The organism is Citrobacter sp. R4 (assembly GCF_026719175.1).
Lineage (GTDB): Bacteria > Pseudomonadota > Gammaproteobacteria > Enterobacterales > Enterobacteriaceae > Citrobacter_A > Citrobacter_A sedlakii.
In genome coordinates, this window is the sequence record NZ_JAPPSU010000003.1 from 142,086 (window position 1) to 166,748 (window position 24,663).

General features: G+C 55.3%; 28 protein-coding genes. 6 read left to right on the forward strand and 22 right to left on the reverse strand.

Features of this window, described 5'->3' with window-relative positions; genetic code table 11:
• Window positions 1–5 precede the first annotated feature (5 nt).
• A complete protein-coding gene (gene yfcC / locus OOJ60_RS09360; RefSeq protein ID WP_060570106.1) occupies window positions 6–1,532 on the forward strand; it encodes a putative basic amino acid antiporter YfcC in 1,527 nt (508 codons plus the stop codon).
• A 49-nt stretch (window positions 1,533–1,581) separates the two neighbouring features.
• Here the strand turns inward: yfcC and OOJ60_RS09365 are convergent, their stop codons facing one another.
• From OOJ60_RS09365 to OOJ60_RS09385, 5 genes are all read right to left on the reverse strand, one after another.
• A complete protein-coding gene (locus OOJ60_RS09365; RefSeq protein WP_205612460.1) occupies window positions 1,582–2,535 on the reverse strand; it encodes a transketolase family protein in 954 nt (317 codons plus the stop codon).
• Window positions 2,528–3,358, reverse strand: coding sequence for a transketolase (locus OOJ60_RS09370; protein ID WP_060570104.1), 831 nt, complete (start codon window positions 3,356–3,358; stop codon window positions 2,528–2,530). The genes OOJ60_RS09365 and OOJ60_RS09370 overlap by 8 nt, the downstream gene beginning before the upstream one ends.
• Window positions 3,355–4,746: a PTS ascorbate transporter subunit IIC gene (locus tag OOJ60_RS09375; protein ID WP_042290708.1), complete on the reverse strand. Its 1,392-nt coding sequence runs from the start codon at window positions 4,744–4,746 to the stop codon at window positions 3,355–3,357. Before OOJ60_RS09375 ends, OOJ60_RS09370 begins: the two co-directional genes overlap by 4 nt.
• A gap of 68 nt (window positions 4,747–4,814) precedes the next feature.
• The gene (locus OOJ60_RS09380; protein WP_042290710.1) at window positions 4,815–5,087 is read right to left on the reverse strand and encodes a PTS sugar transporter subunit IIB; all 273 of its coding nucleotides are present in this window, start codon (window positions 5,085–5,087) and stop codon (window positions 4,815–4,817) included.
• Window positions 5,088–5,167: 80 nt separating this feature from the next.
• Complete coding sequence (locus tag OOJ60_RS09385; protein WP_042290711.1) at window positions 5,168–5,611, reverse strand: PTS sugar transporter subunit IIA; 444 nt, start codon at window positions 5,609–5,611, stop codon at window positions 5,168–5,170.
• A gap of 249 nt (window positions 5,612–5,860) precedes the next feature.
• On the opposite strand from OOJ60_RS09385, the gene OOJ60_RS09390 reads away from it, so the two are divergent.
• Window positions 5,861–6,880, forward strand: coding sequence for a LacI family DNA-binding transcriptional regulator (locus tag OOJ60_RS09390; protein WP_181822824.1), 1,020 nt, complete (start codon window positions 5,861–5,863; stop codon window positions 6,878–6,880).
• 4 nt (window positions 6,881–6,884) lie between these two features.
• On the opposite strand, the gene yfcD is transcribed toward OOJ60_RS09390, so the two are convergent.
• The 3 genes from yfcD to yfcF are packed head-to-tail and all read right to left on the reverse strand — an operon-like array spanning window position 6,885 to window position 8,772.
• Entirely contained in the window at window positions 6,885–7,463 is a 579-nt protein-coding gene (gene yfcD, locus OOJ60_RS09395) for an NUDIX hydrolase YfcD (RefSeq protein WP_042290714.1), read from the reverse strand.
• 56 nt (window positions 7,464–7,519) lie between these two features.
• Window positions 7,520–8,071: a phosphodiesterase gene (yfcE, locus tag OOJ60_RS09400; RefSeq protein ID WP_042290716.1), complete on the reverse strand. Its 552-nt coding sequence runs from the start codon at window positions 8,069–8,071 to the stop codon at window positions 7,520–7,522.
• 56 nt (window positions 8,072–8,127) lie between these two features.
• Window positions 8,128–8,772, reverse strand: a complete 645-nt coding sequence (gene yfcF / locus OOJ60_RS09405) for a glutathione transferase (protein ID WP_205612461.1) — start codon at window positions 8,770–8,772, stop codon at window positions 8,128–8,130.
• Between the two features lie 140 nt (window positions 8,773–8,912).
• On the opposite strand from yfcF, the gene yfcG reads away from it, so the two are divergent.
• The 4 genes from yfcG to OOJ60_RS09425 all read left to right on the forward strand — a co-directional run bounded on the left by yfcG (window position 8,913) and on the right by OOJ60_RS09425 (window position 11,464).
• Entirely contained in the window at window positions 8,913–9,560 is a 648-nt protein-coding gene (gene yfcG, locus OOJ60_RS09410; protein ID WP_181822823.1) for a GSH-dependent disulfide bond oxidoreductase, read from the forward strand.
• A 53-nt stretch (window positions 9,561–9,613) separates the two neighbouring features.
• Window positions 9,614–9,976, forward strand: a complete 363-nt coding sequence (folX, locus tag OOJ60_RS09415; protein ID WP_042290722.1) for a dihydroneopterin triphosphate 2'-epimerase — start codon at window positions 9,614–9,616, stop codon at window positions 9,974–9,976.
• A 20-nt stretch (window positions 9,977–9,996) separates the two neighbouring features.
• Window positions 9,997–10,890, forward strand: a complete 894-nt coding sequence (locus OOJ60_RS09420) for a TIGR01777 family oxidoreductase (protein WP_181822822.1) — start codon at window positions 9,997–9,999, stop codon at window positions 10,888–10,890.
• Between the two features lie 70 nt (window positions 10,891–10,960).
• The gene (locus OOJ60_RS09425; protein ID WP_205612462.1) at window positions 10,961–11,464 is read left to right on the forward strand and encodes a GNAT family N-acetyltransferase; all 504 of its coding nucleotides are present in this window, start codon (window positions 10,961–10,963) and stop codon (window positions 11,462–11,464) included.
• A gap of 59 nt (window positions 11,465–11,523) precedes the next feature.
• On the opposite strand, the gene hisP is transcribed toward OOJ60_RS09425, so the two are convergent.
• The 14 genes from hisP to OOJ60_RS09495 form a co-directional block, all read right to left on the reverse strand.
• The gene (hisP, locus tag OOJ60_RS09430; protein WP_042290727.1) at window positions 11,524–12,297 is read right to left on the reverse strand and encodes a histidine ABC transporter ATP-binding protein HisP; all 774 of its coding nucleotides are present in this window, start codon (window positions 12,295–12,297) and stop codon (window positions 11,524–11,526) included.
• A 13-nt stretch (window positions 12,298–12,310) separates the two neighbouring features.
• On the reverse strand, window positions 12,311–13,018 hold the full coding sequence (gene hisM, locus OOJ60_RS09435) for a histidine ABC transporter permease HisM (protein WP_042290728.1): 708 nt from the start codon (window positions 13,016–13,018) through the stop codon (window positions 12,311–12,313).
• Window positions 13,015–13,701, reverse strand: coding sequence for a histidine ABC transporter permease HisQ (locus OOJ60_RS09440; protein ID WP_060570100.1), 687 nt, complete (start codon window positions 13,699–13,701; stop codon window positions 13,015–13,017). The genes hisM and OOJ60_RS09440 overlap by 4 nt, the downstream gene beginning before the upstream one ends.
• Window positions 13,702–13,885: 184 nt before the next feature.
• Complete coding sequence (gene hisJ / locus OOJ60_RS09445; RefSeq protein WP_042290731.1) at window positions 13,886–14,668, reverse strand: histidine ABC transporter substrate-binding protein HisJ; 783 nt, start codon at window positions 14,666–14,668, stop codon at window positions 13,886–13,888.
• Between the two features lie 246 nt (window positions 14,669–14,914).
• Entirely contained in the window at window positions 14,915–15,697 is a 783-nt protein-coding gene (argT, locus tag OOJ60_RS09450; protein WP_205612463.1) for a lysine/arginine/ornithine ABC transporter substrate-binding protein ArgT, read from the reverse strand.
• Window positions 15,698–15,984: 287 nt separating this feature from the next.
• A complete protein-coding gene (ubiX, locus tag OOJ60_RS09455; RefSeq protein WP_205612464.1) occupies window positions 15,985–16,554 on the reverse strand; it encodes a flavin prenyltransferase UbiX in 570 nt (189 codons plus the stop codon).
• 94 nt (window positions 16,555–16,648) lie between these two features.
• Window positions 16,649–18,166 carry an amidophosphoribosyltransferase gene (gene purF / locus OOJ60_RS09460; RefSeq protein ID WP_042290735.1) on the reverse strand — a complete coding sequence of 506 codons (1,518 nt, stop codon included), beginning with the start codon at window positions 18,164–18,166 and terminating at the stop codon, window positions 16,649–16,651.
• A gap of 37 nt (window positions 18,167–18,203) precedes the next feature.
• On the reverse strand, window positions 18,204–18,692 hold the full coding sequence (gene cvpA / locus OOJ60_RS09465) for a colicin V production protein (RefSeq protein WP_042290946.1): 489 nt from the start codon (window positions 18,690–18,692) through the stop codon (window positions 18,204–18,206).
• 220 nt (window positions 18,693–18,912) lie between these two features.
• A complete protein-coding gene (gene dedD / locus OOJ60_RS09470) occupies window positions 18,913–19,587 on the reverse strand; it encodes a cell division protein DedD (RefSeq protein ID WP_181822818.1) in 675 nt (224 codons plus the stop codon).
• The gene (folC, locus tag OOJ60_RS09475) at window positions 19,577–20,845 is read right to left on the reverse strand and encodes a bifunctional tetrahydrofolate synthase/dihydrofolate synthase (RefSeq protein ID WP_205612465.1); all 1,269 of its coding nucleotides are present in this window, start codon (window positions 20,843–20,845) and stop codon (window positions 19,577–19,579) included. Before folC ends, dedD begins: the two co-directional genes overlap by 11 nt.
• A gap of 192 nt (window positions 20,846–21,037) precedes the next feature.
• Window positions 21,038–21,952, reverse strand: a complete 915-nt coding sequence (accD, locus tag OOJ60_RS09480; RefSeq protein ID WP_042290740.1) for an acetyl-CoA carboxylase, carboxyltransferase subunit beta — start codon at window positions 21,950–21,952, stop codon at window positions 21,038–21,040.
• 149 nt (window positions 21,953–22,101) lie between these two features.
• The gene (locus OOJ60_RS09485) at window positions 22,102–22,761 is read right to left on the reverse strand and encodes a DedA family protein (RefSeq protein WP_042290742.1); all 660 of its coding nucleotides are present in this window, start codon (window positions 22,759–22,761) and stop codon (window positions 22,102–22,104) included.
• A 23-nt stretch (window positions 22,762–22,784) separates the two neighbouring features.
• Entirely contained in the window at window positions 22,785–23,597 is an 813-nt protein-coding gene (gene truA / locus OOJ60_RS09490; RefSeq protein WP_205612466.1) for a tRNA pseudouridine(38-40) synthase TruA, read from the reverse strand.
• Window positions 23,597–24,610: an aspartate-semialdehyde dehydrogenase gene (locus tag OOJ60_RS09495; RefSeq protein WP_042290745.1), complete on the reverse strand. Its 1,014-nt coding sequence runs from the start codon at window positions 24,608–24,610 to the stop codon at window positions 23,597–23,599. The genes truA and OOJ60_RS09495 overlap by 1 nt, the downstream gene beginning before the upstream one ends.
• Between the last annotated feature and the right edge of the window lie 53 nt (window positions 24,611–24,663).

Below are 24,663 nucleotides of genomic sequence, written 5' to 3' on the forward strand. Positions count from 1 at the left end.
ATGCTATGTCCTCGGTTTCATCCTCTCACCCCACGCAACGCAGAAAATTCGCTATGCCCGATACGCTGGTGATCATTTTTTTCGTGGCGATTTTTACCAGCCTCCTGACATGGCTGATCCCTGCCGGGCAATTTGACACACAGAAAATTCACTATCAGGTGGAAGGCGTTGAGAAAAGCCGCCAGGTTGTTGATCCTGCGTCGTTTCGCATCGTGACCGACGCGTCAGGTGAAGCGCAGTATAACCGGGTGCAGTTCTTCTCGACCGGCGACGCCGGAGCGGGACTCATGAACTTTCCCTTTGAAGGGCTCACGGCTGGCGATAAATACGGTTCCGCCATTGGTATTATCATGTTTATGCTGGTGATTGGCGGCGCTTTTGGCATCGTCATGCGCACAGGCACCATCGATAACGGTATCCTCGCGCTAATTAACCGGACCAAAGGCAATGAAATCCTGTTCATACCGGTGCTGTTTATGCTCTTTTCTCTCGGTGGCGCAGTGTTCGGTATGGGAGAAGAGGCGGTCGCCTTCGCTATTATCATCGCCCCGCTGATGGTTTGCTTAGGGTATGACAGTATTACCACGGTACTGGTGACCTATGTCGCAACCCAGGTCGGCTTCGCCACATCATGGATGAACCCGTTCAGCGTGGTCATTGCGCAGGGGATTGCCGGTGTTCCCGTACTTTCCGGCTCGGGGCTGCGCATTATCATCTGGCTGCTGGCGACACTGCTGGCGATGGCCTTCACGCTGCTTTACGCGTCACGGATCCGTAAATCGCCGGAGCGCTCTGCCTGCTGGCAGTCTGACCGTTTTTTCCGCGAACAGCAGCAGCAGATTACACAGCGCAAGCTGGGCGCGGGAGACTGGCTGGTATTAGCGATCCTAACCGCCGCTATCGGCTGGGTGATATGGGGCGTTATCGTCCACGCCTGGTTTATTCCTGAAATCGCCAGTCAGTTCTTCACGATGGGCATCGTTATCGGCCTGATCGGCGTGGTGTTTCGTCTCAACGGCATGACGCTAAACGATATGGCGAACGCCTTCACCGAAGGGGCGAAAATCATGATTGCCCCCGCGCTGCTGGTCGGCTTCGCCAAAGGCATTATGCTGTTGCTGGGTAACGGCGACGCCAGCACGCCGAGCGTGTTGAATACTCTCCTCAACGCCATCGCTGGCGGCATTGGCGAGCTGCACACCGCGGTCGCCGCCTGGTTTATGCTGCTGTTCCAGACGCTGTTCAACTTCTTCGTCACCTCGGGTTCAGGCCAGGCGGCGCTGACCATGCCGCTGATGGCCCCGCTCAGCGATCTGGTCGGCGTTAATCGCCAGGTGGCCGTGCTGGCGTTTCAGTTAGGCGACGGGTTCAGCAATATTATTTATCCTACCTCGGCATCGTTAATGGCGACGCTCGGCGTTTGCCGGGTCGATTTCCGCAGTTGGATTAAGCCCGCGCTGGCCCTGGCTGGTCTGCTGTTTGCCTTCTCCAGCGTGCTGGTGGTTGGCGCGCAGATCATGGGCTACCAGTAACGAAACATGCCGGATGGCGCTGTCGTCATCCGGCATCAACCTCACGCCATCACAGCAGTGATTTTGCGGCTTCGACAATCGCGGCGGCAGTCAGCCCGTATTCCTCCTGCAAAAAATCCTGCGTGCCAACCTGGCCGTAACGTTCTTTTACGCCGACCCGACGCATGGGCACCGGACAGGTTTCCACCAGCACTTCCGCCACCGCCGACCCCAGTCCGTTGTGAATACTGTGGTTCTCGCAGGTCACGATGCGTCCCGTTTTCTCGGCGTAGTTTTTCACCAGCATCCGATCGATAGGTTTCAGGGTGAACATGTCGATCACCGCGGCGCTGACCCCGTTTCTCTCCAGCTGCCGCGCCGCCTCCAGCGCTTCGGCCACCATGATTCCGTTAGCAATCAGGGTGATATCATTACCTTCCCGCAGCACGTTGCCTTTACCGATGGTAAACGTCGAGCCGGGCGCGTAGATACTCGGCGCCTGTTTACGAATGGTGCGGACCCAGTAGAATCCCTCAAGCTCGATAAGCTGGCGCAGGATATCCTCAAACATCACCGCATCCGTCACCTCCAGCACAATGGCGTGCGCCAGTCCACGCACGATCCCCATATCTTCAAACGACATGTGCGTACCGCCGTTATGACAGGCGGTGACGCCCGCATCCGAGGCGATCACTTTGACGTTATTTCGCTGGTAGTCCAGCGACATAAACAGCTGATCGAAACAGCGGCGGCTGGCAAACGCAGTGAAGGTATGCACGAACGGCTTGCGCCCGGTTAACGCCAATCCCGCGGCGGCGCCAATCACGTTGGCTTCCATAATGCCGCAGTTAATCACATGCTGCGGGTAATCACGGGCGACACCGTCCATCGCCATTGAACTCATCAGGTCTGCTTCCAGCGCGATGATCGGGCTGCCGTCTTTTATCTGCCGGGCCACGAATCCGGCGTACACCTTGCGCATCTCCACGCGATCTTTTTGTCCTGCGGGCGCGAGATTAATCATGCGTGACCTCCAGTTGGCGAATGGCGTTATTCAGGGTTTGCTTCATGTCCTCTGTCAGGCGCAGGTGATGAGAATTGCTCAACTGTTCAAGACATGGCACCCCTTGCCCTTTAATGCTGTCAAGAATGATTACCCGTGGGCGGGCCTGCGCCTCGGGAACAGGCTGGACGGCAGCCAGTAGCGCCGGTATATCATCGCCCTTCACCGTGATGGTATCGAAGCCAAACGCGCGGAATTTTGCATCAAGGCTGAACGGGCGAATAATTTCATCTAACTCGCCGTCCAGTTGCTGCTTATTCCAGTCAACAAACACCGTCAGGTTGTTGAGGCAATGATGAGCAATAAACTGAAACGCTTCCCAGCACTGTCCTTCGTTCAGCTCACCGTCGCCGACAATACAGAAGACCCGGTTCGGACGCTGCGCCAACTTATGCGAGAGCGCCATTCCGGCGGCGATGGAGATCCCCTGTCCCAGCGATCCCGTGGTCGCGTCCACGCCACGGGTTTTCAGCCGATCCGGATGACTGGGCAGCCGGGTGCCGTTCTGATTGAGCGTGTTCAACTCGTCGATCGGGAAATAGCCTTTGATCGCCAGCGTGCTGTAAAGCGCCGGTCCCGCGTGCCCTTTCGAGAGAACAAAGTTATCGCGTTCCGGCCAGTCCGGATCGGCCGGATCGATTTTCATTACCGCGCCGTACAGTACCGCGAGGGTTTCCACCACCGACATACTGCCGCCATAGTGGCCGAAGCCCAGATGGGTGAGTGATTTCAGGGTAGCAACGCGAATATCCCGCGCCAACTGCGTCACTTCTTTTACATTCATGGTTTGGCTCCGTTATTTTCCGCTGAGTGACCTGTCGCCGTCTTGTTCTTTGCGAACAGATTCCAGAGGACCAGTACAACAAACAGCCCGACCACCAGCCCGGTGATCGCCAGAGGCGACAGGTAGCGGGCCAGGTTACCGAGCACAATGCCAATCGCGCCAAAGTCGGCATCCGAGAAGGTGGTGTTGGCAAAGCCGATAGCGCCGAGTACCGGCAAGAGCAGCACCGGGAGGAAGGTAATCAACAGACCGTTGGCGAACGCGCCGAGCATAGCGCCACGACGGCCGCCGGTGGCATTACCGAACACCCCCGCCGTCGCTCCCGTGAAGAAGTGCGGCACGACGCCTGGCAATATCAGCACCAGCTTCATTTGCCCGAGCAGAAACAGCCCCACCAGCCCACCGAGGAAGCTAAACAAAAAGCCGATCAGCACAGCGTTGGGGGCATAGGGATACACCACCGGGCAATCCAGCGCCGGACGCGCGTTGGGCACCAGTTTTTCAGAGAAGCCGGTAAACGCCGGAACAATTTCCGCAAGGATGAGGCGAACCCCTTGCAGGATAATGAACACCCCGGCGGCAAAAGTAATCGCCATGATGATGGCGTAGACCAGATAGTTCTGCCCGCCGCTGAAGGTGCTTTCCACATACTCCCGACCGGCGCTAACCGCCATGATCAGATAGATGATCATCATGGTCAGCGAAATGGAGATCGAACTGTCGCGCAGGAAGCTTAAATTCTTCGGCAGATTCATTTCTTCGGTCGAACGGGAGCCTTTACCGCACACGCTGCCGATCCAGCCTGACAGCACATACCCCAGGGTACCGAAGTGACCAAAGGCAATGTCGTCGCTACCCGTGATGCGTTTCATGTAGCGTTGCGCCAATGCCGGGAAGAAGGCCATCACCAACCCGAGGATCAGCGAGCCGGTAAAGACCAGCCCCGCCCCCTCAAAACCGGCGACGGTCAGGATCACGCCGATCATACAGGCCATGTAAAAGGTGTGGTGCCCGGTTAAAAATATGTATTTCAGCCGCGTAAAGCGCGCGACAATAATATTCGCCACCATTCCGAACGCCATAATCAGTGCGGTAGCGGCACCGTATTTTTCCAGCGCAATTGAGACAATCGCTTCATTATTCGGAATAATCCCCTGGATAGTAAAAGCGTGTTCAAACATACCGCCTAACGGATTTAATGAGCCGACCAGAACGGTAGCCCCGCCGCCAAGAACAATAAACCCCAGGATTGTTTTAATGGTTCCCTTTACGACATCCGAAAAGGCTTTCTTTTGCGCCACCAGGCCAATAAGCGCAATTAAGCCGACCAGTACCGAAGGCACTTTAAGAATATCAACAACAAAATTCAGCGTTTCAAGGATAAACATAGCCACCTCGATGCATATTTGCGGTCACGCTGTGGTGAGACAGCGCGAAGGATTGGGTGCAGAAAGAATTATTGTTTATCGAACCATGCCCGTAGCTGTGTTTCGAGTTCATTGATATCGATAATGTTATTGATTACCACCAGTTGCGCCTCGGGCACGCTGGCGCTGGCGGCAATATCTTTCGCCATCACAAAGAGATCGGCGGCGCCCGGCGTCGCCGAGGAGAGATCGGAATGTTCCACCTCAGCGTCAATATTGAGTTTTTTGAGCACCTTTTTAATATTCATTTCGACCATAAAACTGCTGCCCAGGCCGGAGCCACAAATAGCCATAATTTTCATTGTTATTACCTTTTTTAAGTAGAGTTTGTTCGCATCACGCGCAGGCGTAATGTTTCATCAATACAGGGGCATGCGTAAAATTAATAACGTGAAATTATTTTTTTAATCTCCTCCAGGGTGGCTGCCTGATGTAATTTCGCCAGATCGTCATCGTTTGAAAATAATTCAGCCAGGGCCGAAATCATTTCGATATGGCTGTGTTTATCCGCTGCGGCTAATAAAATAATAATATCAACCGGATCATTTTCTCCTGCGCCAAACGACACGCCGTCCGTCAGCTTCAGTAGCGATAAGCCGATAGCCTTTGCGCCTTCCTCCGGGCGGGCATGCGGCATCGCCAGCCCGGGCGCCAGCACATAATACGGCCCCAGCTTCTGATGTTGTGCGACGATAGCGCTAACATAATCAGGCGTAATGACGCCCGCCTGCAGCAGCGGCCCGGCGCAAATCCCAAGCGCTTCCCGCCAGTCGCTCACCTGCTCGCGCAGTTGAATCGTGTTATCCGTTAACCAGGTTTCAAGCACGATCGTCCCTCTCTCTTGGCTTAACATGAGCAAACTTTATTCAACCCCAACCACCTTATCTGCGATCGCAATCACAAAGATAGCGCTATCAAACGCTATCGTTCAGATATGTGATAGCGCTATCAAAAACAGATTGCTGTGTGAAATCAGAGCAAACAAGGACAATTAAGGCGTATACTGCGCTAAACGTGACGCAAAGAACGATCATAAAAAAGCGTCTCAACTGGTTGTAATTGCGCAGGAATTTGTATGTCTCTAACCCGAAAACGGCGTAGTACCGGTAAAGTGACCATCGCCGATGTCGCACAGCTTGCGGGTGTCGGCACCATGACCGTCTCGCGTGCCTTGCGCACGCCGGAGCAGGTTTCCGATAAACTGCGGGAGAAAATCGACGCGGCTGTCCACGAGCTGGGATATATGCCGAATCTCGCCGCCAGCGCGCTGGCGTCAGCATCGTCACGTACCATTGCGATGGTGGTGCCAAATCTTGCCGAAGCAGGATGTTCAGAAATGTTTGCCGGATTGCAGCATGTTCTGCAACCCGCCGGATACCAGATCATGCTGGCGGAATCCCGTCACCGTCTTGAGCAGGAAGAAAAACTGCTGGAAACGCTGCTGGCTTCCAATATCGCCGCGGCGATATTGCTCAGCGTCGAGCACAGCGACACCGTCCGACACTGGCTAAAGAACGCGTCGATTCCGGTCATGGAGATTGGCGCGATCCGTACCGATCCCATTGATATGAATATCGGGATTGATAACGTGGCCGCCATGTTTGAGCTGACGGAGATGCTGATTCAACGTGGCTACCAGAACATTGGCCTGCTGTGTGCGAATCAGGAACAGTGGATCTTTCAACAGCATTTGCAGGGCTGGTATAAAGCGATGCTGCGCCATCATATGTCGCCCAACCGGGTGATTAACGCCGCCCTGCCGCCCAATTTTTCCACCGGGGCTTCGCAACTGCCGGAGTTTATCCTGGCGTGGCCGGAACTGGATGCGCTGGTCTGCGTGTCGGATGAACTGGCCTGCGGCGTCCTGTATGAATGCCAGCGCCGACGGATTAAAGTCCCTGACGACCTGGCGGTTGTGGGGTTTGGCGACAGCGACGTCAGCCGGGTCTGTCAGCCGCCGCTGACCACGATGGCGGTTCCGCACCGCAAAATCGGCCTTGAGGCCGGACGGGCCTTACTGGAAAGAATTCAGGATGGAAACTGGCGCGATCAACAGCCGATCGCCTCCAGTTTATGTCTGCGGGACAGTTGCTGAGGCGTTATTCCGCCTCTTCCTGTTTTTCTTGCTGTTCTTCTTGTTGCCGCTCACCTTTTGCAGACTCGTTTTTGGCGTTGCGGGTCATCCACAGCGCCAGCGCTTTTAGCGAGTCCGGGGTGAATTCGTCACAGCGGGCGGTAATTTCCTCCGGCGTCAGCCAGCATACTTCGCTGACCTCTTCCTCTTGCAAGGCGAAGGGGCCATGCGACACGCAGCTAAACAGCGCGCCCCAGACGCGGCAATGCTCATCTTCAAAGTAGAACTGACCGTGTTCAGCGAACGGAACGCCCGCAATGCCCAGTTCCTCCTCCGCTTCGCGGCGGGCAGAGTCTAACAGTTGTTCGTCTGCCTGAACGACGCCACCGGCCGTGGCGTCTAACATGCCAGGTAAAAAGTCCTTTGTCTCGGTACGACGCTGCACCAGAATTTTGCCCATCCCATCGTGTACCACGATATAGGTTGCACGATGACGCAGGCACTGCGCTCGCATCTGTTCCCGGCTGGATTGTGCGATGACTTCGTTGTCTTCATTCACAATATCCACCCATTCCGTACTTGCCAAACGACGCTGTTCCACCATCAGGAAACCTTCTTTTTCTTAGCACTCTGCGGCGCATTTACATATGTGGGGGTAAATTACGAATTAATCGCCACCTGCGCAATGATACTTTGATCATTGAGTGCGATTACGCTCAATACATTATCGTCCAGCATTCCGTAGCTAGCCGGATGGCCGCCCTTCGGTATGCTCACGGAGCCAGGATTGAAATGGTATATATCGCCCCGCTTTTCTGCCACCGGCAGATGAGTATGTCCGTACACCAGCACATCGTTGGACTGCAGCGCTGGCAGATTTTCCGCTCCAAAAAGATGACCGTGGGTCAAAAAGAGCCGCTGGTTTTCCAGTAACGCCTGCTGCCACGGCGCGGTGAGCGGAAAGTGGAGCAACATCTGATCCACTTCGCTGTCGCAGTTGCCGCGCACGGCGATAATCCGCGACGCATATTCGTTCAACCGCCCGGCGACCTCAGCAGGCGCGTAGCCTTCAGGTAAGGCGTTACGCGGCCCATGATTCAGTATATCACCCAGTATCACCAGCCATTGCGCGCCGCTGCGAGCAAACAGCGCCAGCACGCGCTCAGTGGCCGGTAAGGAACCGTGAATATCGGATGCAAACATCAGTTTCATCACGTCCTCCGCATCATAAAAAAACCGCACTATGATACTGGATTGTAGACCCTTTTTCAGCCCGTACGCTTAGCGGAAAGCGCAATATAACGCTGAACAGAAGCGCGCTGCCATTGAAACGCGGCATATTCCGCCAGCGGCGTCGGCACGTCGTCACCGTTAAGCGCCAGACGGTTGATCATCAGCGCCAGATCGGTGTCCGCCAGACACCATTCGCCGAACAGGTTCGGCGTCCCGTCAGCCAGCAAATGGCTCGCCGTGGCAAACAGCTTTTCCACGCTGGCTTTCCCGGCGTCGCTTAATGGCCCTTTCTTGACGCCGCCGAACACCACATCCGTCGGGCGCTCCTCGCGGACAGGCATCAGGTCGCTCCGGAGCCACGCCTGAATCTGCCGCGCCCGGGCGCGTTTCTCAAGATCGAGAGGATAGATGCGCTCCCATGTCGGCGGCGCAAAGCGATCTTCCAGATACTCCGCAATAGCTGACGACTCGCTAAGTTCGAACCCGTCAATCTCCAGCAGCGGTACCCGACGCGTCTGGGCGTAACCCTGCCAGCCAGGCGCGAGATGTTCACCGCGCTCCAAATCCACCGTTTTCAGGGTAAAAGGAAGCCCCTTTTCCTGGAGCGCGACGTAAGCAGACAGCACGTAAGGGGAGAAAAAATTGGCGTCTGACCAGAGGGTAATCACAGGTTTACTCATAGCTTCCTCGATGTTGATGGTTTTTTTTCTTTCAACATAAAGCGTCTTTCGTTCGCTGTCACCTGATGAAATCTCACACAACACGCCAGGCTTTCTATACTTGTGGTTGTCTCGTAGATAAAACGCTTGCTGGAGCTGAAATGATCGATCTCTATTACGCCCCTACGCCCAATGGACACAAGATTACGCTCTTTCTTGAAGAAGCCGAAATGGACTACCGACTGATCAAAGTCGATATCAGTAAGGGCAACCAGTTTCGTCCCGATTTCCTGGCGATATCGCCCAATAACAAAATTCCCGCGATTGTCGATCGCGCCCCTGCGGACGGCGGCGCGCCGCTTAGTCTTTTTGAGTCTGGCGAAATTTTGCTTTACCTGGCGGAAAAAAGCGGCATGTTACTGAGCGGCGAGCTGCGCGAGCGTCATATTACGCTGCAGTGGCTGTTCTGGCAGGTTGGCGGGCTTGGGCCAATGCTGGGGCAAAATCATCATTTCAATCATTTCGCGCCGCAGGCCATCCCGTATGCTATCGAGCGTTACCAGGTGGAAACTCAGCGGCTGTATAACGTGCTCAATAAACGTCTGGAAGCTTCTCCGTGGCTGGGCGGCGAGCATTACAGCATCGCGGATATTGCCTGCTGGCCGTGGGTCAATGCCCATCAGCGTCAACGCATCGATCTGGAAATGTACCCGGCGGTAAACAACTGGTTCCAGCGTATCCGCTCGCGTCCGGCCACCGAACGTGCGCTGATGCAGGCGCAACTTAATCCTGAGACGTTGAAAGGATAACGCGCGGCGGTTCTCGTGTATGATGCGAAGGTTCATATATGGAGAACTCTGCAATGTCTCAACCTGACGCTATTATTCGTATAAAAAACCTTCGCTTACGCACCTTTATCGGTATCAAAGAAGAAGAGATCACTAACCGCCAGGATATTGTGATCAACGTTGCGATTCATTATCCGGCAGAAAAAGCGCGGGTCAGCGAAGATATTAACGATGCGTTGAATTACCGTACCATCACGAAAAGCATTCTTCAGCACGTCGAAAACAACCGTTTTTCGTTGCTGGAAAAATTAACGCAGGATGTGCTCGACATCGCACGCGAACACCACTGGGTCACTTATGCTGAAGTGGAAATCGATAAGCTTCACGCGTTACGTTATGCCGATTCGGTATCTATGACCTTAAGCTGGCGGCGTTAGTCGCCTTTACGGGAGGCTGCATGAACATACTGGTTACCGGAGGAACAGGTCTTATCGGCGGACACCTTATCCCGCGTCTGTTGGCGCTCGGGCATCAGGTGACGGTTCTCACTCGCAGCCCCGAAAAAGCCCGGGATCGGCTCGACAGTCGGGTGGCGCTCTGGACCACCCTGGACGATAAAAAGCAGCTTGATGATGTCGACGCGGTGATCAATCTTGCGGGTGAGCCGATTGCCGACAAGCGCTGGTCGAGCGCACAAAAGGAGCGTCTTTGCCAGAGTCGCTGGCGCATCACGCAGAAACTGGCGGATCTGATTAATGCCAGCGAAACGCCGCCCTCGGTACTGATTTCCGGCTCCGCTACCGGCTATTACGGTGATTTGGGTGAAGTGGTGGTGACCGAGGAAGAGCCGCCGCATAATGAATTCACGCATAAGCTGTGCGCGCGCTGGGAACAAATCGCCTGCACCGCCCAAAGCGATCGCACCCGCGTTTGCCTGCTGCGTACCGGCGTCGTGCTGGCGCCCAAAGGCGGTATTCTCGGTAAAATGGTTCCGCCGTTCCGGCTGGGGCTGGGAGGACCGATTGGTAATGGCCGCCAGTATTTACCGTGGATCCACGTTGATGACATGGTGAACGGCATCCTTTGGCTGCTGGATAACGATCTGCGCGGCCCCTTCAATATGGTTTCGCCCTATCCCGTGCGTAACGAGCAGTTCGCCCATGCGCTTGGACATGCGCTACAGCGCCCTGCTTTCGTTCGCGTCCCGGCGACGGCGATTCGCCTGCTGATGGGCGAGTCCTCGGTGCTGGTATTGGGTGGCCAGCGCGCGCTGCCGAAGCGTCTGGAAGCCGCAGGCTTCGCCTTTCGCTGGTATGACCTCGAAGAAGCGCTGGAAGATGTGATTCGCTAACCCTCCGGCCTGTGCATGCTCGCCGTTCCGGTGGTAAGGTAATCAGGATGACTTCCGGAATGGCGATTTTATGGCTTTACTGACGACCCCGCGACTGACGCTCTCCCCTTTTCAGGCGACCGACTGGCCTTTCTTTCTCGCCCTGCGAGAGAACCCGGATATTATGCGGTATATGGGCGAACGCTGCCCGGAACGCGATATCCGTTTACTGTTCGCGCGTCGTCTGGTTTCGAAACATATGTTCGTTATTCGCCAGCATCATGACGCAACCCCGCTAGGGGACGTCGGTCTGCAAATCAGCCATCAGTTTCCCCAGGAAGCGGATATCGGCTATTGCCTGCTCCCTGATGTGCAGGGGCGCGGCTTTGCCAGCGAAGCCGTTCGCGCCGTGTGCGAGTATGGCTTTCGCGATGCAGGGCTACAGGCGATCAACGCCTGGGTGCTGGCTAAAAACCGGGGGTCCGTAAGATTGCTGGAAAAGCTCGGATTCGCGCGCACGCAGGTGCTGGAAAAAGCATTCACGATCAATGGCATTCGCTATGACGACTGGGGTTACCGGCTGGAAAGCGCCTGAAGGCGCGGCGCTGATCCAACCTGTAAGAAACGCGATTTGCCACCCGGCGAAACCGGTGACTATTTCAACGAACCTTTAAGAAACTGCTGCAATCGCGGGCTTTGCGGATTGCCAAACAGTTGCTCTGGCTCCCCTTCTTCTTCAATCTTCCCCTGATGCAGGAAAATCACGTGGCTTGACACATGGCGAGCAAAACCCATTTCGTGGGTCACCACTACCATGGTTTTGCCCTCTTCCGCCAGTTGCTGCATGATGCGCAACACTTCACCCACCAGTTCAGGATCCAGCGCAGAGGTCGGCTCATCAAACAACAGCACCTCCGGTTCCATCGCCAGCGCGCGGGCAATCGACACGCGCTGCTGCTGGCCGCCGGAAAGATGCACCGGATATTTTCCCTGGGCACGCTCATCAATGCCCACTTTCGCCAGATACTTGATCGCCCGTTCGCGGGCTTCCTGCTTGCTCAGGCCCAGTACCTGAACCGGCGCTTCCATGACGTTTTCCAGCACCGTCATGTGGCTCCACAGGTTAAAGTGCTGAAACACCATCGTCAGACGCGTGCGCAACAGGCGGAGCTGGGTTTTATCCGCCACCTTCAGTTGACCGTCTTTGTCGCGTACCAGCGTGATATTTTGGCCGCTGACCACAATCGATCCTTCGCTCGGCTTCTCAAGGAAGTTAATGCAGCGCAGAAAGGTACTTTTCCCCGAACCCGATGAGCCGATAATACTTATCACATCCCCGGCGTTGGCCTGCAGCGATACCCCTTTCAGCACTTCATGTTCGCCGTAGCGTTTGTGCAAATCGATAACGTTTAATTTATTCTCAGACATCGTGTTACTCGAATTATTTAGAGGAAACATGCTGCAACCAGCGCCTTTCCGCCCTGCGGAACAGACTGATCAGGACATACGAAATGATTAAATACAGCACGGCGGCAAGCCCGAAAGCGGTAAAGGGCTGATAGGTCGCTGAATTGATATCGCGAGCGATTTTAAGCAGATCCGGCACCGTCGCGGTAAAAGCCAGGGCCGTGGAATGCAGCATTAATATAACCTCGTTGCTGTACGCCGGAAGCGCAATACGCAGCGCCGAAGGCAAAATAATGCAGCGGTACATTTTAAACGAAGAAAAGCCATAGGCCCGCGCGGCCTCGATTTCACCATGCGGCACCGAGCGAATGGCGCCAGCAAAAATCTCGGTAGTATAGGCGCAGGTGTTAAGGGTTAACGCCAGAACGGTACAGTTCAGGCCGCTACGAAAGAAGGCGTTGAGGAAATCGGTGCCTTTGACGATTTCCAGGGTATACATCCCCGAATAGAACACCAGGAGTTGCACATACAGCGGCGTCCCGCGAAAGATATAGGTAAATAACCAGATGGGGAACTGGATAAACTTATTGCTGGACACGCGGCCAATCGCAAGGATCACCGCCAGGATGCCCCCCATCACCACTGATGAGATCAGCAGCCACAGGGTAATCGCCACGCCGGTAAAGCGATAGCCGTCAGTCCAGAGCAGGGATTTCCAGTACTCCTGAATAATGTCGATCACAGGTCAGCCCTCTTTACACCCACGGAGTAACGGCGCTCGAGGAACAGCAGCACACCATTAGACACAGTTGTAAATACCAGATAAATCAGCCCGCACACCACTGCGAAATAAAAGGGCTCCCAGGTGCTCTTACCGGCCAGTTGCGTGGCTTTTACCACATCCTCCAGACCGAGCAGCGAGACCAGCGCCGTGGCTTTCAGGATAACCTGCCAGTTGTTGCCAATGCCGGGCAGCGCATAGCGCATCATTGCTGGAAACATTATGCGGCGAAACGTCTGCGATGACGTAAAACCAAAGGCGGTCGCCGCTTCGATATGACCTCTCGGCACCGCCATGAACGCACCGCGGAAGGTTTCCGTGAAATAGGCGCCGTAAATAAAGCCGAGAGTAATAATACCGGCAACCATTGGATCAATATCGATTTGGCCGACCCCCAGCGCGTCGGTGACCGTATTCAGCGCAATCTGCAGACCGTAGAAGATCAGCAGCATCAGCACCAGATCCGGCACACCGCGAATCAGGGTGGTATACCCTTCGAAAATAAGCCCCGTCACCCGGTTTTGCGAGAGTTTAGCCCCCGCCCCGACGAGGCCGATCAGCACCGCCAGCACGACGGAACTGAGCGCCAGTTCCAGCGTGACGATCGCGCCCTGTAAAATAACACCTGAAAAGCCGTACAACATGCTGCCTGTCCTGTCGTGAGTGGTGAGTAAGCGCCTCTTTTGACGTCACGTCCTTCGTATGCCGGATGGCGGCACTGACCTTATCTGGCCTAAGACAACTGTCTGCAGGCCGGATAAACGTTGCGCCATCAGGTTGAAAAAAGGATCATCACGCCGTTTCGGGCTTTATCTGCACCGGCGGGAATTAACCGCCATAAACATCAAAATCAAAGTACTTTTTCGCCAGCTTTTCGTAAGTCCCGTCAGCGCGCATATCGGCAAACGCTTTATTAAGGGCTTCACGCAGTTCGTTGTCTTCTTTACGCAGACCCATTCCGGTCCCGACGCCGAACAGTTTCTCGTCTTTCACAGACGGGCCGCCGAATTTGTAATCTTTGCCAACGGGTTGCTTCAGAAAGCCTTCGCTTGCCGCGACTTCGTCCTGGAATGCCGCATCGATACGTCCCGCAGTCAGGTCAGAGTAGATGTTGTCCTGCCCCTGGTAAGAGACAATCTCAATGCCCTTCGGCGCCCAATGCTCGTTACCAAACGTCTCCTGAGTGGTGCCCTGAAGTACGCCGACGCGCTTGCCTTTCAGCGACTCGACGGTCGGCTGAATATCGGAATCTTTGGCCACCACCAGACGCGAATCAGCGGCATACAGTTTGTCAGTGAAAGCGATCTCCTGCTGGCGCTTTTCCGTGATGGAAAGCGAAGACATGATGGCATCGATTTTCTTCGCTTTTAACGACGGGATCAGCGCGTCCAGCGGGTTCTCAACGAAGGTGCATTGTGTATTGATACGTTTGCACAGCTCTTTCGCCAGATCGATATCAAAACCCACCAGTTCACCCTGCGCGTTTTTCGATTCAAAGGGGGCGTAAGTAGGATCGGTACCAATGCGAATTTTTTGCGGAATGGCGGCAAAAGCTGCGGTAGCGCTGGAGAAGGCCAGCACCAGGGAAAGAGATAACACCAGTTTTTTCATAGCTATCCTCAACAGACTGTCTTTATAGGGGATCTTTACAGGACCAGGTGCGGTTATCGTGCCATTAATCGGGTCGGCAAGGCAAAGCATTCTACCCAAATAGCCGGTTTATTTTGCATGAAAAGCGCTTAAGTATGCATATTTCCGCCAGCCGATCCAACCACTGCACTGTTATGGTGCATTTCTGCCTGACTGCACCGCGAAAGGTTACCCAAACGGTGCAGCCAGATCCCCTCACTGGCGCGATCAGTCGCCGTAGACGTTAAAGTCGAAGTACTTTTTCGCCATCTTGTCGTAAGTACCGTCCTTACGCAGATCGCCCAGCGCCTTGTCAAAGGCCGCTTTCAGCTCAGCGTCGTCCTTACGTAAACCGACGCCCGTCCCGTCGCCAAAGTACTTCTTGTCTTTCACGGAAGGACCGGCAAACGCATAGTCTTTACCGGCAGGTTGTTTCAGGAATCCTTCGCTGGCGGCCACTTCATCCTGCAGAGCAGCATCAAGGCGGCCCGCCGTCAGATCGGAGTAAATCAGATCCTGGTTGGCGTACGCCACCACATCTACACCTTTACTGCGCCAGTTATCATTGGCATACGCTTCCTGGGTGGACCCCTGCAGAACGCCGACGTGTTTGCCTTTCAGCGCATCCAGCGTCGGTTGGAGCGGCGAACCTTTCGCCGCAATCAGTCGTGAGTCAGCCGCGTAGAGTTTGTCAGAGAAGGCGATTTCCTGCTGACGCTTATCGGTGATGGAAAGCGAAGAGATGATGGCATCGATTTTCTTCGCCTTGAGCGACGGGATCAGCGCGTCGAAATCGCTGGCGACCCAGGTACATTTGACCTGCATACGCTTGCACATCTCATTGCCCAGATCGATATCAAAGCCGACAAAATCGCCTTTGGCGTCTTTCGAAGAGAATGGCGCGTAGGTGGTGTCCGTACCGATACGAACCGTTTCCGGTAACGCGGCATAGCTGGATGCGCCAACAGAAAGACCTATCAGTAATGACAGAGCGAGAACTGACTTCTTCATACATAACCCTCAAGTGGAATGACTTTATTATGTTTTGCGTTGTGTTGTGTGTTGCAGGCTTTTTCATGCAGGTCTTATGCCATTTTCGCGTCGATGAGGATATTCGACGTTAAATATGTTAATAAAACGTTGCAATATTGTCCTGATGTTGAAGATAGCAGGTCTGGCGGATGAACCGCAGCGTTTCGGTGGCTTTTAGCGAATTAAATGTCGAGGATATGATCGCGGTTACAAAATTGCCCTATAACAGGGCAACGGTTGCCAGAAGGCGCGCTAAGCAGGCAGCGCTATGCACCCTGCCAGCGGGCAAAGAGATCCTGCGGTAGCGCAATGTCAAACTGATCAAGAACGCGGTTAACGGTTTGATTTATCACATCATCCAGCGACTGCGGACGATGATAAAACGCCGGAACCGGCGGCATAATCACCGCGCCAATTTCCGCCGCCTGGGTCATTAATCGAAGATGCCCCAGATGCAGCGGTGTTTCCCGCACACAGAGCACCAGCGGACGGCGCTCTTTCAGCACCACGTCGGCGGCGCGGGTGAGCAGACCGTCGGTATAGCTGTGCACAATGCCGGACAGCGTTTTAATCGAGCATGGCAGGATGACCATTCCCGCGGTCTGAAAAGAGCCAGAGGAGACGCTGGCGGCAATGTCACGCGCGTCGTGGGTGACATCAGCAAGCGCCTGCACGTCGCGCAGCGATAAGTCTGTTTCCAGCGACAACGTCTGTCGGGCGGCCTGACTCATAATCAGGTGCGTTTCAACATCCGGCACATCGCGCAAAACCTGCAACATGCGCACGCCGTAAATGGCGCCGCTGGCGCCGCTAATTCCTACGATGAGTCGTTTCATGATATATCGCCCTGTCTGACTTCTGGGCTGACTTTGCAGGATTTCAGGGGGAGTTGCAAGCAGGGTGCGGAAACCGCACCCTGGGAGGAAGAGATTACCCTTCGTTGTGCATTTCGAGATTTTCCACTTCGTTCTGCCGCTGCACCGCTTTGGCGTCGTCATTGCGCAGGGAATCGAGAAAATCAAGATACTGCTGGTCAACGTCTTTCGTCACATACACGCCGTTAAAGACCGAGCATTCAAACTGTTGGATATCCGGGTTCTCGGCGCGTACGGCTTCGATCAGATCGTTCAGATCCTGGAAGATTAGGCCGTCTGCGCCGATAATCTGGCGGATCTCATCCACTTCACGCCCGTGGGCGATCAGTTCGTTAGCGGTAGGCATGTCAATGCCGTACACGTTCGGGAAACGAATTTCCGGCGCGGCTGACGCCAGATAGACCTTTTTCGCCCCGGCTTCACGCGCCATCTCAATGATCTGCTCAGAGGTGGTGCCGCGCACGATAGAGTCATCGACCAGCAGAACGTTTTTATCCCGGAACTCCGCGCGATTAGCGTTCAGCTTGCGGCGCACCGATTTACGGCGCAGCTGCTGACCCGGCATGATAAAGGTACGTCCCACGTAGCGGTTTTTCACAAACCCCTGGCGGTACGGCTTACCCAGAATACGGGCAATTTCCAGCGCGATATCGCAGGACGTTTCCGGGATCGGGATCACCACGTCGATATCCAGGTCTTCCCACTCACGGGCAATTTTTTCACCAAGCCTGGTCCCCATATTAACGCGGGCGCTGTAGACGGAAATTTTGTCAATGAAGGAGTCCGGACGCGCGAAGTAGACGTACTCAAACAGACACGGGTTGCTGACCGGGTTTTCCGCACACTGGCGGGTAAACAGCTGGCCTTTTTCCGTGATGTACACCGCCTCACCGGGCGCGACGTCACGGAGGAATTCGAAGCCCAGCGTATCAAGCGCCACGCTTTCTGAGGCCACCATGTACTCGGTACGGCCATCGCCAATATCGCGTTTGCCCAGCACCAGCGGACGGATCCCGTTCGGATCGCGAAAGGCGATCATCCCGTGGCCGATAATCATCGCCACGCAGGCATACGCCCCGCGAATCTGGCGGTTAGTCGCGGCGATAGCGGCAAAAATGTTATCGGCTTCCAGCGGATAGTGACGAAAGTTATCCAGCTCGCTGGCAAAGATATTCAGCAGGATCTCTGAATCGGAGGTGGTATTGATGTGGCGACGCTTTTCTTCGAACAGCTTTTTACGCAGCTCGTGGGCGTTGGTCAGATTGCCATTGTGGGCAAGCGTGATGCCATACGGTGAGTTGACGTAGAATGGCTGAGCCTCTGAGGCGCTGGAGCTGCCAGCCGTTGGGTAGCGCACATGACCGATACCCATGTTGCCCTGCATACGCTGCATGTGACGCGCTTCGAACACATCGCTCACCAGGCCGTTCGCTTTACGCAAGCGGAAGCAGTTGTTCGCATCAATGGTGATGATGCCTGCGGCATCCTGGCCACGATGCTGGAGCACCGTTAAGGCGTCATAAATCGACTGGTTGACCGGCATAACACCGGCGATACCGACAATACCGCACATACGTCTTTTTCCTCGTTAACCACATCTCAGAACCCAGTCAGGTTCTGGGCAAGAAACTTGACGAGCTTTGCAGATAGTCAAAAAACCATCTGATGATGAAACTGAACTCCGGGATAAGCCGTGACTGACTCCAGTCCTCACTTTTCGACAAACCGGTAAAGGTATCGAGAAAGAACAGAATGGCGGCAACAATCAGTACACCACGCAGAGCCCCAAAACAGATCCCCAGCACCCGGTCAGTACCGGACAACCCGGTTTTTTCGACCAGTTGCCCGATAACAAAGTTGACGACCGCGCCGACAATGAGCGTCGCGATAAACAGCACCGCGATGGCAATCCCGTTTCGAACCAGTTCGTCTTCAAAGCCCGAAAACCAGACAGACAGATAAGTGTAGTAATGGCTGGCGACAAAGAAAGCACAACCCCATGTCACCAACGATAACGCTTCACGTACAAAGCCACGGATCAGGCTAACCAGACAGGAAAAACCAATCACCGCGATAATGGCGTAATCAATCCAGACCATAAGTGTCCCACGATTTAACGCCCTGCCGTCCTGTTCGGGGCGCATTCTAACAGAAAAAGAAAACGTTTGCGTAGGGATTTCCTTCCCGCGCGTAAATAAAAATGGCGCTGAAAAAATATTCAACGCCATCATACTTTTTGGCCGTTTTTGGCCTTGCCGGATGGCGTCGTTAACGCCTTATCCGGCCTGAAAAACCGCGTCGCGCCTGGCGATAGGGGGCTTAGTTCGGACTGTATCCCATCACCACTCCGCTTAACCCGGAGAGCTGTTTCAGTTCACCAAGCGCGCTTTTCAGCTTGTCGCGAGACGCGTCCGGCCCGACCAGGATGCGGGTGATTTTTCCCTGCACTGGCGTCGACGGCACAGTATATACCCGGTAACCCGCGCCGCGAAGTTTACCCACAATCTCATTGACCTTGTCGGCGTTTTTCAACGCCCCTAACTGAACAACATAGGCTTTCCCGGTCGGTGCCGGTTTTTCTTCTGCCGCGGGCTTAGGCGCAGGCGCTGTCGGCTCTACCACCGGCTGTGGTTTCGGCTGCGGCTTCGGTTTTTCAACCGGTTTTGGTTTTGGCTTTTCAACCGGCGCTGGCGCCGGATCAATCGCCGGATTGTTGGTCGACGCATAGCGCGAAGGGTCCAGCGACGGTGCCGCCGCATCGCCTGCGCGCACTTCTTCCGCAGCGCCTTCCGGCGGCTGGGTCGGCAAAGCCTGCGTGGCGGCGGGCATCATATCAGGCTCATCGCGATCGCCCGGTTTCGGCACCAGCGGGATAGCGGCAAACTCATCCTGATAATGCTTTTTTTGCCCGTCGAGCAGGCCTGGAAGCACAATCACGCCCAGTGCGACCAGCACAATTGTGCCAACTAAACGATTCTGAAATTTACTCGCCACCGATTCTCCCCGCGTCCATCACTTCCATGACATGTGCCACCGTGTGGAATGATCCACATACCAGTACGGTATCTTCTGGTTTCGCCTCCGCCAGCGCCGCCTGCCATGCCTGCGCGACACTGTCATAGACAGTGCCCTGGCCCAGATGTTCCAGCAGTTGTTCCGCCGTCGCGCCGCGCGGCCCTTCCAGCGGAGCACAATACCAGTCGTCGACCACGCTTTTCAACCAGGCTAACGTTCCCGCAATATCCTTATCATGTAGCATACCGATAACCGCCAGCACGCGCCCTTGTTTCGGTAACCCTTTCAGTCGCCCGGTCAGGTATTCCGCCGCATGGGGATTATGCGCGACATCAAGAATGACCCGTGGGGACTCGCTCACAATCTGAAAACGTCCGGGTAGAATCGCCCCGGCAATACCGTCGCGGATCGCCTGCTCGCCGATCGTAAGCCCGCTTGCGCGCAGCGCCGCCAGCGCCGTCGCCGCGTTTGGCTGCGGCACCTGCGGCAACGGCAAACCGGTTAACGTACCGTTGGCGTCGGTAAAACGCCAGCTGTCGCCCGACACCGCATAATGCCAGTCTACGCCGCGTCGCTGGAGCAAAGCCCCTTTTTCCTGCGCGACGTCGGCGATGGTATACGGCATTTCCGGTTCGCCAACAATTGCCGGTTTTTCAGCGCGGAAGATCCCGGCTTTTTCCCGGCCAATGCTTTCGCGATCCGGTCCCAGCCAGTCGGTGTGGTCAAGCGCGATACTGGTGATCACCGCGACGTCAGCATCCACCATATTGGTGGCGTCCAGCCGACCGCCTAACCCCACCTCCAGAATAATGACATCAAGATTCGCCTGCTTAAACAGCCACAGCGCGGATAGCGTACCGTACTCAAAATAGGTCAGGGAAATCTCACCGCGCGCAGCTTCAATTTCCGCAAAAGAGGCGGTATGGGCCGATTCCGGCAGTTCTTTACCCGCAATGCGCACGCGCTCGGTGTAACGGACCAGATGCGGCGAACTGTAAACGCCCACGCTGTAGCCTGCCGCCGTCAATACGGACTCCAGCGTGCGGCAGGTTGTGCCTTTGCCGTTCGTTCCGGCGACGGTAAAGACAAATGGCGCGGGCTTTAACACGTCCAGTTTCGCTGCCACCTGACTTACGCGCTCAAGACCCATATCAATCGTTTTGGCGTGGAGATTTTCCAGATAAGAAAGCCACGAGGCCAGGGGCGACGCGGCTTGGGGAATGCGTTTGTTATCCATGATGCCCGTAAATTGGTTACATTGAGAAAAGCAAAAGGCAGCGCCAACTGGCCCTGCCCTTTTGTACTCGTCGTTTTTCAAGCTGCAGGCTTGTTGGCTGCTCTCGTTCACTCGAATCACTTGCCTGTGCAAGCTCATCGGGATGAACGCTCTTGCCGCCTACCTGCAACTCGAAATCCATAAAGTAAATTATCAGGCCTCGGGTTCCTGATCCGGTACCGGAGGTACCACCACGCCTTCACGTGGAGCATCCGGATTCGGCGCGGGTAAGTTCATTAGCTTCGCCAGAATGCTGGCCAGTTTCAGGCGCATTTCCGGACGGCGGACAATCATATCGATAGCGCCTTTTTCGATCAGAAACTCACTGCGCTGGAATCCCGGCGGCAATTTCTCACGGACGGTTTGCTCGATCACGCGCGGACCGGCGAAGCCAATCAACGCTTTCGGTTCAGCGATATTAAGATCGCCCAGCATCGCGAAGCTTGCGGATACGCCACCCATTGTCGGGTCAGTAAGCACCGAAATGTACGGCAGACCGCGTTCCTGCATTTTCGCCAGCGCAGCGGAAGTTTTCGCCATCTGCATCAACGACATCAGCGCTTCCTGCATACGCGCGCCGCCGGACGCGGAGAAGCAGATCAGCGGGCAGTTATCTTCCAGCGCCTGCTCAACGGCGCGGACGAAACGCGCACCGACAACAGATCCCATGGAACCGCCCATAAAGGCAAACTCAAACGCCGCCGCGACAACCGGCATGCCGTGAAGCGTACCTTTCATGACCACCAGCGCGTCTTTTTCGCCGGTTTCCTTCTGCGCAGAAGCCAGACGATCTTTATACTTCTTGGAGTCACGGAACTTCAGCACGTCTTTCGGCTCAAGTTCGCTACCCAGCTCCACAAGAGAACCTTCATCTAACAGGCTATGCAGGCGATTGCGCGCCGACATGCGCATGTGATGGTCACACTTCGGACAGACCTCAAGATTACGTTCCAGCTCAGCGCGATATAAAACCTGACCGCAGCTATCACATTTGGTCCACACCCCTTCAGGAATGCTTGCCTTGCGGGTTGGAGTAATGTTGCTTTTAATTCGTTCAATCCAGCTCATTGGTGACCTTTCTGCCTGAACCCTGGTTAGCTTTGTTATAAGGGGCGCATGATGCCATTTTTGCCCCCAACAGACCATGAATGTTGCACATTAAAACATAACAGCCCGTAACTTTGGATAAAAAAGTGGTCGAACCGCTGTGTTAGTTTCTATTTTGTTACACGCGACGCAGCACGTTTATGACGAATAATTTCGTAAACGCCGGGCAATATGGACACCACGATAATGCCGACGATCAACAGCTTCAGGTTATCCTGGATCATCGGGAGAGTGCCGAAGAAGTAGCCCGCGTAGGTAAACAGCAATACCCACAACAGCGCGCCAATCACGTTGTAAGCGGCAAAATGACGATAAGACATATGCCCCATTCCCGCCACGAACGGCGCGAACGTTCTGACGATCGGCACAAAGCGGGCGAGAATGATGGTTTTGCCGCCATGCTTCTCGTAAAACTGGTGGGTTTTGTCGAGGTAACTGCGGCGGAAAATTTTCGAGTCCGGGTTGCTGAAAAGCTTATCGCCGAACAGTCGGCCAATGGTGTAGTTAACCGCGTCGCCAACAATTGCGGCAATCAGCATTAATACCACCATCATATGGACGTTGAGATCGTTATTGGGCAGCGACGCCAGCGCCCCGGCAACGAACAGCAGGGAATCTCCCGGCAGGAACGGCGTGACGACCAGACCCGTTTCACAAAACAAAATCAGGAACAAAATGGCGTATACCCAGATGCCATATTCGGCAACCAGCTCTGCCAGATGCACATCGATGTGCAGGATGAAATCAATAAGAAAGTAAATCAGGTCCATAATTATGCCTTTTACGACGCGAATTAGTCCGCCAGGAACAGCGGGCCCATAGGCGGTTTCGGAAGATCAAACCGGTCCGGATAATCCACCGCGACCAGATACAGCCCTTCCGCTTTCGCCGTTGCCGCTGCAAGCGTTCTGTCCTTTGCCGCTAACAGCTCTGCTATCCAGCTCTCCGGCTGGTTGTTGGCGCCCACTTCCATCAGGCTGCCGACAATATTCCTGACCATATGATGTACAAAGGCATTGGCTTTGATATCGACCACCACATATGCGCCGTAACGCGACACGCTAATATGCATCACGTTACGCCACGGCGTGCGCGACTGGCACTGAACGGCGCGAAACGAGGTAAAATCGTTCTCGCCAATCAGACATTGCGCCGCGCGGTGCATCCGCTCGGCATCCAGCGGCTCATAGTAATGCGTGACGCCTTTGGCTAAAACCGCCGGACGCAGCCGATGATTGTAGATGATGTAACGATAACGACGAGCCGTGGCGCTAAAGCGGGCATGAAAATCGTCCGGTACAGCTTTCACCCAACGCACGGCAATGTCACTAGGTAAATTCGCATTTACGCCTAACGTCCACGCCGCGTCTTTTCGCTGTGCGGTCGTTTCGAAATGGACGACCTGCCCGGTGCCGTGAACGCCCGCATCGGTACGCCCGGCGCAGAAGACGGTAATCGGCTCATTGGCAACCTGGGAGAGTGCTTTTTCCAGCTTTTCCTGCACGCTGCGCACTTCGTTCTGACGCTGCCAGCCATAATATTTGCTGCCGTCATACTCAATGCCCAGCGCAATTTTATACACCGGCGGCTGTAGCAGGTCGGACATCAGTAGAGATACTCCTGCACCAGCTTCTCGGCAATTTTTACCGCCATCAGGGCGCCGCCAAAGCGAACGTTATCGGCCACCGACCAGAACTGTACTTGCTCCGGCATACCGTAGTCGTTACGCACACAGCCTACGGAAAGCTGCGCGTTGCCAGACGCATCGCCGACCTGAGTGGGGAAATCCGTCTCGTCGGACAGCATGATATCCTCGCCCTGGGCGAAGGCGTCACGGGCCTCTTCTGCCGCCAGCGGACGCAGAGCTTCAAACGCGACCATCTGCGCGTGGCCGTAAAACACCGGCGACCGCACGCAGCTTACGGAGATCATCAGCCCGTCATCCTGCATAATTTTGCGCACTTCATCGACGATACAGCGCTCTTCGCGCACGCTGCCTTCCCTGTCCGGCAACAGCGGTAACATGTTGAAGGCCAACTGGCGACCAAAGAAATCGTCCTCATCGATCGGGATCCCGTTCAGCAGCTTCGCGCTCTGCCCGGCGAGAGCATCGACCGCCTTTTTGCCCTGTGCGGAGGCCGAAAGCAGGCTGGTCACACTGATGCGGGACAAACCGCCCTGGTCGATCAGCGGCTTCAGCGACGCCAGCAGTTGGCTGGTCAGGCTGTTCGGGACGGCGATAACGTTACGATTACGGTAGTCCGCCAGCACGAACGGGTTCACTTCCGGCACCACCAGCGGCACGTCCGGCTCAAGAGCGAACAGACCGCTGGAGTCAATCACCAGGCATCCTGCGTTGGTGGCGTCGTCCACCCACGCCGCCGTAGCCTCTACGCCCGCGACAAAAAACGCCAGCTGCGCCTGCGTCCAGTCGAACTCTGCCGCGTCCTGCACCGTTACCGTTTTTCCGGCAAAACGCAGATGTTCACCCGCGCTTTCTGGCCGCGCCAGCGCATAGATCTCACCGACCGGGAACTGGCGTTCTGCCAGAGTTTCAAGCAACGCTTCGCCAACGGCGCCCGTCGCGCCGAGAACGGCAATATTCCAGCCTTCAGACATGGTGGTTTACTCCAGAAATAGCAAAGCTCCCCGCTGCAGGCAGGGAGCGACAA